The sequence below is a fragment of the Bacillus sp. T-10(2022) genome (genome assembly GCF_056502895.1).
Genome location: NZ_CP113518.1, coordinates 1267606 through 1281207, shown reverse-complemented (window position 1 = coordinate 1281207; position 13602 = coordinate 1267606). Strand labels below are relative to the sequence as shown.

Annotated in this window: 13 protein-coding genes; 7 read left to right on the top strand and 6 right to left on the bottom strand. The window is 43.2% G+C overall.

The features are described from left to right. Positions 1 to 50: 50 nt before the first annotated feature. The 3 genes from OSJ91_RS06220 to OSJ91_RS06210 form a co-directional block, all read right to left on the bottom strand. Entirely contained in the window at positions 51 to 299 is a 249-nt protein-coding gene (locus OSJ91_RS06220; protein WP_350301655.1) for a type B 50S ribosomal protein L31, read from the bottom strand. Between the two features lie 135 nt (positions 300 to 434). Continuing rightward, positions 435 to 2453 carry an ABC transporter ATP-binding protein gene (locus tag OSJ91_RS06215; RefSeq protein WP_485891230.1) on the bottom strand — a complete coding sequence of 673 codons (2019 nt, stop codon included), beginning with the start codon at positions 2451 to 2453 and terminating at the stop codon, positions 435 to 437. Continuing rightward, positions 2450 to 4201, bottom strand: a complete 1752-nt coding sequence (locus OSJ91_RS06210; protein WP_485891229.1) for an ABC transporter ATP-binding protein — start codon at positions 4199 to 4201, stop codon at positions 2450 to 2452. The genes OSJ91_RS06215 and OSJ91_RS06210 overlap by 4 nt, the downstream gene beginning before the upstream one ends. Before the next feature lie 507 nt (positions 4202 to 4708). Here OSJ91_RS06210 and OSJ91_RS06205 point away from each other — a divergent pair. The 4 genes from OSJ91_RS06205 to OSJ91_RS06190 all read left to right on the top strand — a co-directional run bounded on the left by OSJ91_RS06205 (position 4709) and on the right by OSJ91_RS06190 (position 8964). Beyond that, positions 4709 to 4876, top strand: a complete 168-nt coding sequence (locus OSJ91_RS06205) for a hypothetical protein (protein WP_350301652.1) — start codon at positions 4709 to 4711, stop codon at positions 4874 to 4876. A gap of 83 nt (positions 4877 to 4959) precedes the next feature. Beyond that, positions 4960 to 6078 (top strand): DUF2515 family protein, encoded by a 1119-nt coding sequence (locus OSJ91_RS06200; RefSeq protein ID WP_350301651.1) that lies wholly within the window; start codon positions 4960 to 4962, stop codon positions 6076 to 6078. A 74-nt stretch (positions 6079 to 6152) separates the two neighbouring features. Next, positions 6153 to 6506: a hypothetical protein gene (locus tag OSJ91_RS06195; RefSeq protein ID WP_350301650.1), complete on the top strand. Its 354-nt coding sequence runs from the start codon at positions 6153 to 6155 to the stop codon at positions 6504 to 6506. Between the two features lie 343 nt (positions 6507 to 6849). Continuing rightward, positions 6850 to 8964: a peptidoglycan D,D-transpeptidase FtsI family protein gene (locus OSJ91_RS06190; RefSeq protein ID WP_485891858.1), complete on the top strand. Its 2115-nt coding sequence runs from the start codon at positions 6850 to 6852 to the stop codon at positions 8962 to 8964. A gap of 53 nt (positions 8965 to 9017) precedes the next feature. Here OSJ91_RS06190 and OSJ91_RS06185 read toward each other — a convergent pair whose 3' ends face one another. Together OSJ91_RS06185 and glpK are read right to left on the bottom strand one after the other, a co-directional pair. Next, positions 9018 to 9485, bottom strand: coding sequence for a CBS domain-containing protein (locus OSJ91_RS06185; protein WP_485891228.1), 468 nt, complete (start codon positions 9483 to 9485; stop codon positions 9018 to 9020). A gap of 65 nt (positions 9486 to 9550) precedes the next feature. After that, positions 9551 to 11041, bottom strand: coding sequence for a glycerol kinase GlpK (glpK, locus tag OSJ91_RS06180; RefSeq protein ID WP_485891227.1), 1491 nt, complete (start codon positions 11039 to 11041; stop codon positions 9551 to 9553). A 190-nt stretch (positions 11042 to 11231) separates the two neighbouring features. Here glpK and OSJ91_RS06175 point away from each other — a divergent pair, with 190 nt between their 5' ends. Both OSJ91_RS06175 and OSJ91_RS06170 read left to right on the top strand, forming a co-directional pair. Further along, positions 11232 to 12023, top strand: a complete 792-nt coding sequence (locus OSJ91_RS06175; protein WP_048687434.1) for a TIGR00266 family protein — start codon at positions 11232 to 11234, stop codon at positions 12021 to 12023. 88 nt (positions 12024 to 12111) lie between these two features. After that, positions 12112 to 12318, top strand: a complete 207-nt coding sequence (locus OSJ91_RS06170) for a hypothetical protein (protein WP_485891226.1) — start codon at positions 12112 to 12114, stop codon at positions 12316 to 12318. Between the two features lie 2 nt (positions 12319 to 12320). Here OSJ91_RS06170 and OSJ91_RS06165 read toward each other — a convergent pair whose 3' ends face one another. Next, positions 12321 to 13070, bottom strand: coding sequence for an SDR family NAD(P)-dependent oxidoreductase (locus OSJ91_RS06165; protein ID WP_350301647.1), 750 nt, complete (start codon positions 13068 to 13070; stop codon positions 12321 to 12323). Positions 13071 to 13289: 219 nt separating this feature from the next. On the opposite strand from OSJ91_RS06165, the gene OSJ91_RS06160 reads away from it, so the two are divergent. After that, the gene (locus tag OSJ91_RS06160) at positions 13290 to 13592 is read left to right on the top strand and encodes a phasin family protein (RefSeq protein WP_063232312.1); all 303 of its coding nucleotides are present in this window, start codon (positions 13290 to 13292) and stop codon (positions 13590 to 13592) included. Positions 13593 to 13602 lie beyond the last annotated feature (10 nt).

Here is a 13602-nt window from a genome sequence, read left to right as displayed (position 1 = left end):
TTTCTACCCAGTCATAAAAAAAGGCCATCGATTTCCCGATGGCCTGACTCTCATTTCTTCATATTATATTTATCCAGGAAGCGATCCACCCGTCCGCCTTTTTCAGCAAACTTCTGCTTTCCAGTAAAAAAAGGGTGCGTATCCGAGCTGATTTCCACTTTTAATAATGGATACGTTTGCCCGTCTTCCCAAACGATCGTTTCATTGGAAGTCTTAGTGGAACCTGTCAAAAATTTATACCCACTGTTGGTATCCATGAATACCACTTGTTGATAATCGGGATGAATTTCTTGTTTCACTTTTATCACCTCATCGTCAGTATAGGTATATCTTAAACGTAATGATTACTATTATCAATCATTATGCTTGGGGGTACCAATAGTCGGCACCCTATTTATAGTTTAATCTTGATGAACCACCCTTATTCAATTGTGTCAGCCAGCCATGCCTTTATGCGGACCAGCCTGCAGTTCATACATTTGATAGTACTTCCCTTTTAGTTCCATTAATTCCTCATGTGTACCAAGTTCTGCAATCCGCCCTTTATCCAGTACAAGAATTTGGTCGGCATTTTTTATCGTGGAAAGTCTATGTGCAATGATGAAGGTCGTTCTCCCTTTTTTCAGCACTTCCATTCCCTCCTGGATAATTGCCTCGGTTTCGGTGTCGATGCTTGCTGTCGCTTCATCCAAAATCAATATGGCCGGATTGAATGCAAGAGCACGTGCAAAAGAGATTAGCTGCCGCTGTCCGGAAGACAGCGTTCCGCCTTTTTCGATTACGGGTTCGTCAAGCCCTAAAGGAAGATGCTTCAGCACTTTGTCCCCCCCGACATCTCTTAATGCTTTTTCAACCATTTCCCTTGTGATGCCTTTATGATTCAGACTGATATTGGAGGCGATGGTGCCAGTGAATAAATAGGGATCCTGAAGGACGATTCCCATATGCTCCCTAAGCGTTTGATGGGGGATATCCAATATATTTCTGCCATCGATTTTAATTTGGCCTTCACTGCTGTCATAAAAGCGGAACAATAAATTCATTATGGAACTTTTTCCTGACCCGGTGTGGCCAACTAAAGCGACCGTTTCGCCTTGTTTAGCGGAAAAGGAAATGTCCCTTAGCACATATTCATTATCCTTATAACCAAAAGAAACATTTTCGAATTGAACGTTTCCTTTGTATCTGGATATGTTTTCATCACTGACTGCCAATCCCTGCTCATCCAATAAACTGAATGCCCGCTCCCCTGCAACAAGCGCCTGTTCAAGGTTAGCGAACTGATTGACGATTCCATGAAGCGGATGAAGCAGGCGGCTGATCAAATCAACAATTGCATACATCATCCCTAAGGAAATGGCCGAACTCGCTGTAAGGGAAATCCCGCCGAAATACCAGACGAATGCCATTAGCGCCAAAACCTTAATGACGCCAATCAAGTTTCCACCCGTCAACGAATTTAAATGGAGCATTTTATTTTGATAGGAATAATGCTCCCGGTTCAGGTTTTCAAAAGATTGCTTCGTCTCCTTTTCACGTCCAAATGCCTGGATGATGCTCATTCCAGAAATGGATTCATTGATCATCCCATTAATATCGCTGACCCGTTCCCGAATGATGTGATTATATTTCGAGGCGAATTTACGGTATACCATCGTCCAGATGACGATGATCGGAATAAGTAAAGTGCCAATGGTACCGACTCGTGGATCCAGAATATACAAAGCAATTAGAACGCCGAAGATATTAATTGTACTCGAGAAAAAGTTGGCGAGCACGGTTACATATAATTCCCGGATCGCTTCCGTATCATTAGTGACCCTTGCCACAACTTTACCCGCCGGCATATTATCGAAATAACGTATCGGCAGACGGGAAATGTGCTTAAAAATATCATTTCGCATCTTCTGTATGATTCGGTTCGCCGCTTTCTGTAAATAAAAGCTCTGTCCATATTGAAAAATGGAGGAAAGGATGACAAGGCTAAAATAAAAAGCCACAAGCTTAATGATCCGAGGGATTTCCGGTTGGTAAAATCCCATCACTTCCTGACTTGTCAATTTCACTGCTTGTGAACGTTGCTCTTTCCCGTCTTTCCTGATGATCAATGATTGGTCCTCCAAGGTTCTGCGCCCATCAATAGGGACAGCTTCATTTACGAAGACAAATTGATTGCCAACCTGCAGAACATGGACTTCCCTGCCTTTCTTCTCACCTTTTGCAAAGTAATCAGCCCGTTTATACCAATTTCCATCGTACTTGACAGCATCTTTTCCTTTATCCGTCTCATACCAGGAAGATTCAATGCCAAGTATATGTGAATCGATGATTTTCTTGGCAACGAAAGGACCCGTTAAATCGGCGGCTACCGAAAGTGCCAGCATGATCAGTGCGCCAATGATCAATTTTTTATAAAGTGCAGCATAATTAAAAAGTTTCTTTACGACCTTCATGCCTTCACCTCCTTCCCTTCGTCAACCTGCTGTCGCTCATATTGCTCCTTATACCAGCCATCTTTAAGCAGCAAATCCTCATGAGTCCCCTCTTCGATGATCTCTCCGCTGTCCAACACAATAATCCTGTCCGCGTGCTGAACGGCTGATAAGCGATGGGTTGTGATGATGGTCGTTTTCCCTGCTCGTTCATTTTGGATATTTTCGATGATCGTCGTCTCCGTTTTTGCATCTACAGCAGATAAGGAATCATCCAATATAAGGATTTCTGGATTTTTGATCAGTGCCCTGGCAATCGAAATCCTCTGCTTTTGCCCTCCGGATAGTGCGACACCCTTCTCACCCACTAGTGTCTCAAGACGGTTTGGCAGCATCATTAAGTCCTTCTCAAAATCCGCAAGCCGGATAGCTTTAGCCAGTTCATCTTCCGTTGCATCCATTTTACCGAATAAGATGTTATCCCTAACAGACTTCGAGAATAAAAAATGGTCCTGTGGAACGTAGCCGATCCATTTACGAATATCTTCAAGGGTCAGTTGCTCCAGCGGCATGCCTGAAAAAGCGATTTCACCTTTTCCTAAAGGGTATTCCCGCAGCAATTGCTTCACGAATGTCGTTTTTCCACTACCTGTTTTCCCCACTATCCCCAATGTTTGACCGCGCTCAAGCTGAACGGAAATATTGGATAGATTCACAACCGTTGAGGAAGGGTATGTAAAATACACTGAATCGAATTGGATATTTCCCGGATTCGCAATACTCCCCAGCCCAACTGAATTCTTCACATCCGCTTCATGTGAAAGGGTATCCTGAACACGATCTAGTGAAGCATTTCCCCTTTGCATGACATTGATCAGTTCACCCACCGCGATCATCGGCCAGATTAACATGCCTAGGTACACATTGAACGAAACAAGTCCGCCAAGCGTTATGGCCTGTTGAAACACAAGATAAGCGCCATAGCCCAACCCGATTAAATAACTGATGCCGATGATAATGCTTATCGTCGGATCAAAGAGGGCATCGATTCTTGCCACGGCTAGATTTTTGCGATATACATCCTCGGTCATTTCATCAAACCGCTTTTCATCTTCCCGTTCCTGGACATAGGCCCGGATAACACGGACACCTGAAATGGATTCCAGGACCTTGTCATTTAAAGTACCAAAGGCTGCTTGTGCATCCGTAAAACGTTTGTAAATTTTCTTCACGTAAATTTGCATCATCACTGCCATGATCGGAAGCGGCAGCACCGCCGCAATCGTCAACTGCCAGCTGATCGTGGCCCCCATCATGACTACTACCGTTATGGTGAACAGCACTGCGTCAACGAGGGTCAATATCCCGAAACCAGCCGTGAGGGATATTGCCTTTAAATCATTGGTTGCCCTTGCCATTAAATCCCCTGTACGGTTTTTTTCATAAAAGCTCGGCGTCATTTTCAGCAAATGGCCCATAAATCCGGACCTTAGTTTTCGTTCGACCAGGTTACCTCCGCCGAATAACAGATAACTCCATAAGTAACCAAATATGTAACTGCCGATCAGTACCATGAGCAAATAAATAACGTATTTCATGACCGCTTCCTGCGTCATGGTGCCATTGTTCATATCATCGATGGCATTCCCGACAAGTTTTGGCGGGATAACCTCCAAGATATTCACTAGACATAGAAATAAAATAGCCAAGGTGTAACGCTGCCACTGTTCTTTAAAGAACCAGGACAGCTTTTTAAAAATCGCAAACATGAATTCCCCTCCCTTTTGGTCAAATCTTTCACTCGCTAACCGCTTTCTGGATCTCCCGGCTTCAATAAAATTTCCAATGTCTTTTGTCTCATTTTAAATTCCTCCTATCTTTTATATGGAAAGGATGCTAATGCACCTGTATCCCAAATGCCAAAAAGCCCCCGCCAATTAGCGGAAGCTTTTTTAGATGCGTAATAACACATATAAAAGCGCAGGCCGCGAAAATTCCACAACCTGCGCTTTAAAATGATCAATGAACACGTCGGATCCCTTGTCTAGAAAGACAAGGTCTCTGGGCAGGCGGACGTATGATATTCGATTATGACATCACTGTGCTTAACTGATTTAGTCATGACGTTCGCCTCCTTTTTTTAAATTAATGGTAATTTTTAACTTATATTTAAAGATTACTACGTTTGCTTATTTTTGTCAATTGCGACTTTTCTAGATTATTGATGGATATTCCTTTATTCTTATAGGATGACGTAACCTAAGGAGGTTCAGCATATGCAATGGAGAAAATATATACTCCTGGCGGTTCCCTTTTTATTATCATCCATTTTCATCTTATTTGCCGTACCGGTCCAATATAGATTTTTATCCTTCATTCCTGTGTTTCTTTTCTGGATAGTCTATTATATTTTATTGTACCGGGAAAAGAAGAAAAAAAAATGACATCACCTGGGGGCGTTGCAAATGCAATGCCCCTTTCTTGACGGCTCTGCATATAATGATCGAAAAACATTCGTGGTGATTGTATGCTCTCCCAATATTTGAAAAAGCTGTTGGGTAAACACCCTGCCAAAACAAAACCCATCATCGATGCTGAAAGATATGTCACGCTAAAATCCCTTTTACAAAAAGAGCTCTTTCAGCCTTTTGATGAGTCAAAAGCTTTTTTCCCTGAGGAAACCGCTCTTATAAAAAGGATTCGAACCGTGACGGCTGCCTTGAACCGGAACAATATCACAAGAACACAAGCATATCTTGCCTTTTACAATCGTAATCCAGAGGTCCATTGGGCCTTTTTAGCACATATGGTTTCGAGGAATGGAGGATACCATATGTCTGACTTGAAAAGTTCAATCATGACCCACCTCCTTGACCGAGCGGAACGGCAGAAATTCTTCCTGTTCCTTGAGCGCGCCAATTCAGCCATATTTGCTGATGCTTTCCCCCAGCTTCTTTTATATGAACATTCCAAACAAAAAGAACTTCCGCTAAGAAGGTATTTACCGGTATTCCGCATTTCAAGATTCATGGCCCCGATTTGGGAATCTTTCATTGAAGAGCCCCATTCCCCCCTTTTGACAACGGCCCTTATCATCAATGAACAAAGAATGCTTCAGGAAAGGATATTAAAACGCACCCGTCATGGCGAAATCCTCCGCAGGCTTGATTTTCAACTGCAGGAATACTTAGGCTTCATGAAAGTGATTTTTCCTTATGCAAACAAGCAAAAAGGATTTCATTCCTTGACAGGCCTTACCGTTGAACGCTTTGCCGACCCGAAACAGCGTATTGAAACGGGCAAATCATTATATGAGCTTCTTTTTCAGCATCCGGTGGTTTTTCGCGGTGTTGGCCAATTTACAAAAGAGATTCCCCACACGGGTTCAAGAGAGGATTACTGGGCAAGCATATATACCTCTGATGCATCCACGTCAAAAGATGATAAAGTTTACAGCCCCACTCTTCATGATGCATGGAAAGATCATCTAGTCTTTCCTCCCCATTCCTTTGATTGGTTCACGAATGAAAGCTTCATAGAAGATTTACGAAGCTTACCGATCATTAAAAGGGCGGACCTGACCAACGAGGTGCTCGAAAATGTCACGCATCTCAAAACCCTTAACGGAATGAAAGCCATTTTCTAGCATGAAGCCTCTTACTTTGAATATCCCTTCCCCCATTTGGCAAGAATGGTTAGCAAAAAGGATGGGTGAAGCAAATGAGAGGCATTGTACTATTGAACCCAAATTACAAAATCGGGGATTTACATACAGATGAAAGCTTTGCAATCCAAAAGATCGTGACGGACAAGTATATGGAAGAGAAGAATATTTCCCCGGTCATACTCAATCCGTATCAAATCCACCCTTATTACACAATCCCGCATGAGCTTCTATTCAATTTACAAAGTAAAAAAACGGGTCAAATCGATTGCCTTGTGCTTCACTCCCTAGAAACGATCGAACGCTTCAACTATATTTACCCTGAAAAATGGCTTGAGCTATGCGGATATTTCAAAGAGGTTATCAGTGTCACGACTCAAACTCCCGTTAGGAAATATGAAGCAAGATAAAATCATGGTACTTAAGTCGTTGTAGTGAATTAGGGTTATAGTCATTAATCGTTCATGTACAAGACTTCTTTCCAAGTACCTTGATTTATGCTCCCCTTTTTTATATGAGCACCCCAACCACGCATCCCTACTAATGATTGCCGCTGGACCGCTTCTTCCTCTATTTATCTATTATATCAATTTTCCCAATTATAAGATTACTAGGAATTATATGACTACAAAACATTCTTTTGGAAATATAGATAAATTTACGGATAAAGCATAGAAAAATAAGTTAATTTTATATATCATTGGAGATAGGAATTTTCTTATTTTTTACTTTTACTAGAAAGGAATGTTAATGATGGCCAAAGAAAAAAAGAAAAAAACCCCAATTCCTTTCCGACTGAACTTTATGTTCTTTTTAATATTCATTTTATTTTCAAGCTTAATAATCCGGCTTGGCATCGTCCAAATCGTGTATGGGGATGATTACCTCCGCGAAGTCGACCGAACGGAAAACGATGTGGCCAATACCCCCGTTCCCCGTGGCAAGATGTATGACCGCAACTTGAATCCGGTCGTTGATAATGAGCCGCGTAATGCCATCACCTATACGAAATACCCGAATACGAAAACGGCCGATATGGTGAAGACGGCAGAGGTCCTTGCCACCCTGATAGAAAAAGATACCAAAAAGGTAACCCTGCCGGATAAAAAGGATTTTTGGATTTTAAAGCATCCGAAAGAGGCCGAAGCCTTGATCACCAAGGCCGAGAAGAAGAAAGTCATCGAAAAGAAAATGGAGCAAAAAGATTTATACAAACTTCAAATGGAACGGGTAACCGATGAGGATATCAAGGAATTCACCAAGGAAGAATTGGAAGTGATCGCCATCTTCAGGGAATTCAATAGCGGCTATGCCCTCGCACCTTCGATCGTAAAGAATAAAGATGTTTCCACTAAGGAATTCGCCAGGGTCAGTGAACATTTGGATGAAATGCCAGGCGTGGATGTAACGACGGATTGGGAAAGGACCTATAAGTATGATGAGACCCTCCGTTCGGTTCTTGGCAAGGTCTCTTCTTCCGAAGAAGGCATTCCCAGTGAAAATATCGACTATTATCTGGCACGCGACTATACCAGGAATGACCGGGTCGGAAAAAGTTATATCGAAAAGCAATATGAAGATGTCCTGCGCGGTCAAAAGACGCGGATTGAAAATGTGCTGAGCAAAGGGGAAGTCATCAAAACGAATACCCTCACTGAAGGGCAAAGCGGAAAGGACTTGATCCTTACAATTGATATGGAGCTGCAGCAGCAGGTTGAAAAAATCATCGAGAGCGAATTGCGCAGAGCCAAGTCTAAGGGAAATACCTACTTATTGGATCGTGCCTTCGTCGTTTTAATGGACCCGAATACAGGCGAGGTTCTTACGATGGCCGGCAGGCAATATGGCCGCAACAGTAAGACAGGATTGACCGAAATGAACGATTTCGCCCTTGGAAACATTACGACCTCCTATACGATGGGGTCATCTGTTAAAGGAGCCACGGTCTACACAGGCTTTCAAACTGGAGCGATCGCACCAGGTACGGCCTTTCATGACCATCCACTTTTATTAGCTGGTGCAAAACCCAAAAAATCCTATAGCCCTTTAGGGTATGTAACGGATGTCTCTGCATTAAAGAAATCGTCGAATGTCTATATGTTCATGACGGCAATCAGAATTGGCGGCGGGCATTATGTCCCTCATCGACCGTTAGGGATCAACCGGGAAGCTTATTCAATCATGCGGAATCATTATGCCCAATTTGGATTGGGTGTCCGTACAGGCATCGACCTGCCAAATGAATCCGTAGGGTTTAAAGGGGTCGATATGTCAAAAGACGGATTGCTGCTGGATTTATCGATTGGGCAGTATGATACATATACACCTATGCAATTGGCACAGTACGTATCGACGATTGCAAATGGCGGAAAAAGGCTTGAGCCCCATATGGTCAGGGAAATCAGGAATCCTTCCAACGAACACCAAGAATTGGGCAGCGTTTTTAAAACAATGAGTCCTAAAGTATTAAACGACTTAGGCGGAAAAGACGTTTGGATGCAACGTGTCCAGGAAGGATTCAGACAGGTCGCACAGGAGCCAGGCGGGACGGCATATAAATATTTCGGCGGTAAGTCCTACCGTGCGGCAGCAAAAACGGGTACTGCCGAGGCCTTTTACGACGGACCGCGGAGAAATCAATATAGCGCTCCAGTCCCGACTATCAATTTGACGCTTGTAGGTTATGCACCCCACAATAATCCGGAAGTGGCATTTTCTGTCGTCGTGCCATGGGTGTATCAAGGCAAGCCCTCTGATGATATAAACAAACGGATCGGGCGGGACGTAATGGACGCCTACTTTAAATTGAAGGAAAAAAGAGCAAAAGGTGAATCTGATGCAGACAAGGCAGTAGAAAGCAAACAATGATGATTACAAAAAAGGCCTGCTCGTAATCGAGCAGGCCTTTTTATGATGCCCATTTATTCCAGCTTTTGAACGAATTCCTTATAAAGGGCCCTAAGTGCATCTCCCCTGCTGATGATGCCGACGACTTTATCATTTTTGTCCACGACGGGGATTTTCTTGAAATGATGCTTGGAAAGGACCTTTATCAATTCATCTAACGGATCTTCGGGAGATAACTTTGTAATCTTTTTATTTTTAATGATTTGTGAGACTTTATCATTCATTTTGGATGTAACCTTTTCATCCAATTCTTCACCGGGAAGAACCGTAATGTAGGTGAAATAACCCATGATGGCTTCCTCAGCAGGTGTCAAATAACGGAGGATATCCCCGTCCGTCACCATTCCCAATAGCTTATCATGTTCATCCACAACGGGGACCCCGCCCACTTTATTTTCGATTAAGATCCGCAGAATTTCCTTTAATGTAAAATCAGGACGGGCTACGTAGACTTCCCTTATCATGAAATCCTTAACTAACATATTACCACCCCTTTTTTAAGTTTGTACGTTCTGTATTCCTCTCTCTATTAATACCCTTACTTACTCTATTTAAAAACCCTTGCCGCCTGAACTGCCTTTTTCCAGCCATTATATAAATCCCTCCGTTCCTGTTCTTCCATCCCGGGTTCGAATTTCTTATCGACTGCCCATAGCTTTGAAATCTCTTCCTGACTTTCCCAATACCCGACAGCGAGCCCAGCCAAATATGCCGCTCCTAACGCTGTCGTTTCACTAATAACGGGTCTTTCGACTGGTACATTCAGGAGGCCGCTTTGAAATTCCATCAAGAAGTTGTTTTTGACAACGCCGCCATCGACCCTCAATGCCTTTAGGTTAATCCCTGAATCGACTTCCATGGCGCTAAGGACATCTTTTGTCTGGTAGGCCAATGCTTCCAATGTTGCCCGGACGAAATGCTCCTTCGATGTCCCCCTTGTCAGTCCGAATACAGCTCCCCTGACATCACTATCCCAATAAGGGGTACCTAATCCAACAAATGCGGGAACTACATAGACACCATCGGCTGAAGTGACCCGCAAAGCATACTTTTCACTGTCTTTCGGATCATTCAAGATTTTCAGCCCATCCCTTAACCATTGTATGGCTGAACCTGCGACAAAAATACTGCCTTCCAAGGCATATTCGACTTTTCCATTCAGACCCCATGCAATCGTGGTCAACAGTCCATGCTCTGATTTCACTGCCTTTTCTCCTGTGTTCATCAGCATGAAGCATCCGGTGCCATACGTATTCTTAGCCATTCCTTTTTCAAAGCATTCTTGGCCGAACAAGGCGGCCTGTTGATCTCCCGCTGCTCCGGCAATCGGGATTTCGTGCCCAAAGAAATGGTGTGGCGCTGTTTTCCCGTATATCTCCGATGAAGAACGAACATCCGGAAGCATCGATCGCGGCACTTGCAGGATTTCCAGCAGCTCTTCGTCCCACTTCAGATCATGAATGTTATACATCAGCGTCCTTGAAGCATTCGAATAATCGGTTACATGTGCTTTACCACCCGAAAGTTTCCATATCAGCCACGTATCGATCGTACCAAACAATAAGTCTCCGTTTTCAGCCTTTTCCCGTGCCCCATCTACATGGTCGAGAATCCATTTCACCTTTGTTCCGGAAAAATATGCATCAATCAATAATCCGGTTTTCTGCAAAAATAAGTCATCGAGGCCCTCATCCTTCAATTGCGTACAAATTTCGCTTGTCTGCCGGGATTGCCAGACGATGGCATGATGAATCGGCTGACCTGTTTCCTTATCCCATACCACGGTCGTTTCCCGTTGATTCGTTATGCCAATTCCAGCGATCTGTTCAGGCTTTACATTCATTTCCGATAGACAGGAAGCGATTACCGATAGGATGGAACCCCAAATTTCATTGGCGTTATGCTCCACCCATCCAGGATTTCTGAAATATTGGGTGAATTCCTTTTGGGCAATATGCAAAACTTCCCCGCTTTTATTAAATAAAATGGCCCGGGAACTTGTCGTTCCCTGGTCCAATGATAGTATGTAAGTCTCCACGGCTGTCTCCTCCTGCACTTAAGAAAAGGTTCATTTCAGCTTAAGTGTCATGCTGTTTTTTCTTTCTTCATTTTACTAGATTTACCCGTGAAAACAAAAATATATAAATTACAGCAGAAAACTGAAAAATATTGGCAGGTTAAGAGTTTATCTTTTACAATGAAAATAAGATTGATAGGAGGAATGGAAAATGAATAACCATGAAATAGATTTTAAATTATATGGAGATGACATGCAGTTTGTTGAAGTGGAATTGGACCCTCAGGAAACGGTGATTGCCGAAGCTGGAAGTTTGATGATGATGGAAGATCAAATCAAGATGGAAACCATCTTTGGCGATGGGTCTTCGAATGGTGACAGCGGAATGATGGGTAAGCTATTCGGTGCCGGGAAACGGCTCCTTACTGGTGAGAGTCTTTTCATGACGGCTTTTACGAATGAAGGACGAGATAAAAAACACGTTTCATTCGCCTCGCCTTATCCAGGTAAAATCATTCCGATGGATTTAAGCGAGCTCGGCGGGAAAATCATTTGTCAAAAAGACGCATTCCTTGCGGCAGCGAAAGGCGTTTCAGTCGGAATTGAGTTTCAAAGAAAGATAGGGGCAGGCTTCTTTGGCGGTGAAGGCTTCATTATGCAAAAACTTGAAGGAGATGGAATGACCTTCGTTCATGCAGGCGGCACGATCCATAAAAAAGAATTGGCTGCCGGAGAGATCTTACGCGTCGATACAGGATGTTTAGTAGCAATGACTAGCGGGGTAGATTATAATATTGAAACTGTAAAAGGCGTGAAAACCGCTTTATTCGGAGGCGAAGGATTGTTCTTTGCAACATTAAAAGGACCCGGAACCGTCTGGGTGCAATCTTTGCCATTCAGCCGGCTTGCAAGCCGTGTATTTGCTGCAGCGCCGCAAAATGGAGGATCCTCCGAAGAAGGCAGCGTAGCTAGAGGCTTATTCAATTTATTCAACGATAAATAAGAACCGGACCAATGGCTGCCACTATGGCAGTCATTGATCTCTTTTGAAAAGGATGGGTAGCTACATGCAGCTTGTTAAGTGGTCCTACATGAGACGCTATAATATCAGGGCAATTTTTGATCAATTCCCGAATTCGCCTGTTATTTTCCGAAAAATAAGAGATTACTATTTTGTTTATACCATTCACTGGACAGCTGCCGATGGCCCAATCGGCATAAAAGAGCTTGAAGAAATGGAACAGCTGCTCAACCGTGAACTCGGGACTGAACTGCAATATCTCTATCGAAAAAAATGAGATCACTCCTCGTACATCATTTTTCTTGTCATGCCTCCATCGACGATAAGATCCGCACCCGTAACGAAATCATTTTCCGGTGCCGTCAAATAAAGACAGGCCCTTGCAATATCTTCAGGCTTGCCAACCCGATTGGAAAAATGCTGCTGGTGATCTTTATCCCTCAGCGATTCATAATCTCGCGTTTCAATCCATCCCGGCGAAATCGAATTGACCGTAATTTTCTCTTTGCCTAAAGAAGCAGCAAGTGCATGTGTCAGTGCTTTGATCCCCCCTTTTGTCGCTGCATAGGATTCCGAATCAGGCTCAGACATCATCGCTCTGGTTGATGCCAAATTGATGATTGCACCTCCCTTTTCATTTTTCCGCATCGATTCTGCCGCAGCCCGGGAACAAAGGAAAACACTGCGCAAATTCGTATTCATCATATCGTCCCATTCCTCAATCGTCAGGTCATAAAGCGATTTGAATAATGCCTTCCCTGCATTATTGATTAATATATCAATGGTCTTATATGTTTTTAGAGTTACATCCATCAAATGACGGATGTCAGCTTCCTTGCGCACATCCGTTTTGACGAACATGGCTTCATGACCGTTACTTTTGAGCTCTTCCACATACGAAAGACCTTCCCGCTCGTCCAAATCTGCGAGAACGACTGAAGCGCCGCTTTCTGCATATCCCTTTGCCACGCCTCTCCCTATACCATTCGAAGCGCCTGTTACAATCACCGTTTTATTTTTGAAACCCATTATTCCATCCTCACTTTCACAGGTTTGTCCCTATCATAATATCCAATTCGCTTCACTTCAAACAATTTCCTATCATCATTACCTGCAGGATCCTTATATTTCTCTAGCTGCCCTAAAGTGATGTATGATAGATAATAACAGCAAGAATGAACCAGAGTGAACGGCATCCGCTATTATCTTTCTTACGGTGTAAAATACTTATATTGGAGGAATGTAAAAATGGACTTATTAAAAAATGTGTTTTCTTTAGGATTAGGTGCTGCCGCTGCTACAAAAGAGCAAATTGAAAAAGCAGTGGACTCTCTTGTCAAAAAAGGCGATATCAGCAAAGAAGACTCCAAGGTCCTTTTGAAGCAATGGGTCGAAAAAGGGGAACAAGCCCAAAAGCAGCTGGATGATTCCGTCAAGGCCAAAGTCAATCAAGCGCTCAATGGCCTCAACTTGGCAACTAAAGAAGAAGTTCAGGAATTGGAGCGCCGTATCGTAATTTTGGAGAAACAGAACCAAAACTTACAATCGTGACTGGAGGTAC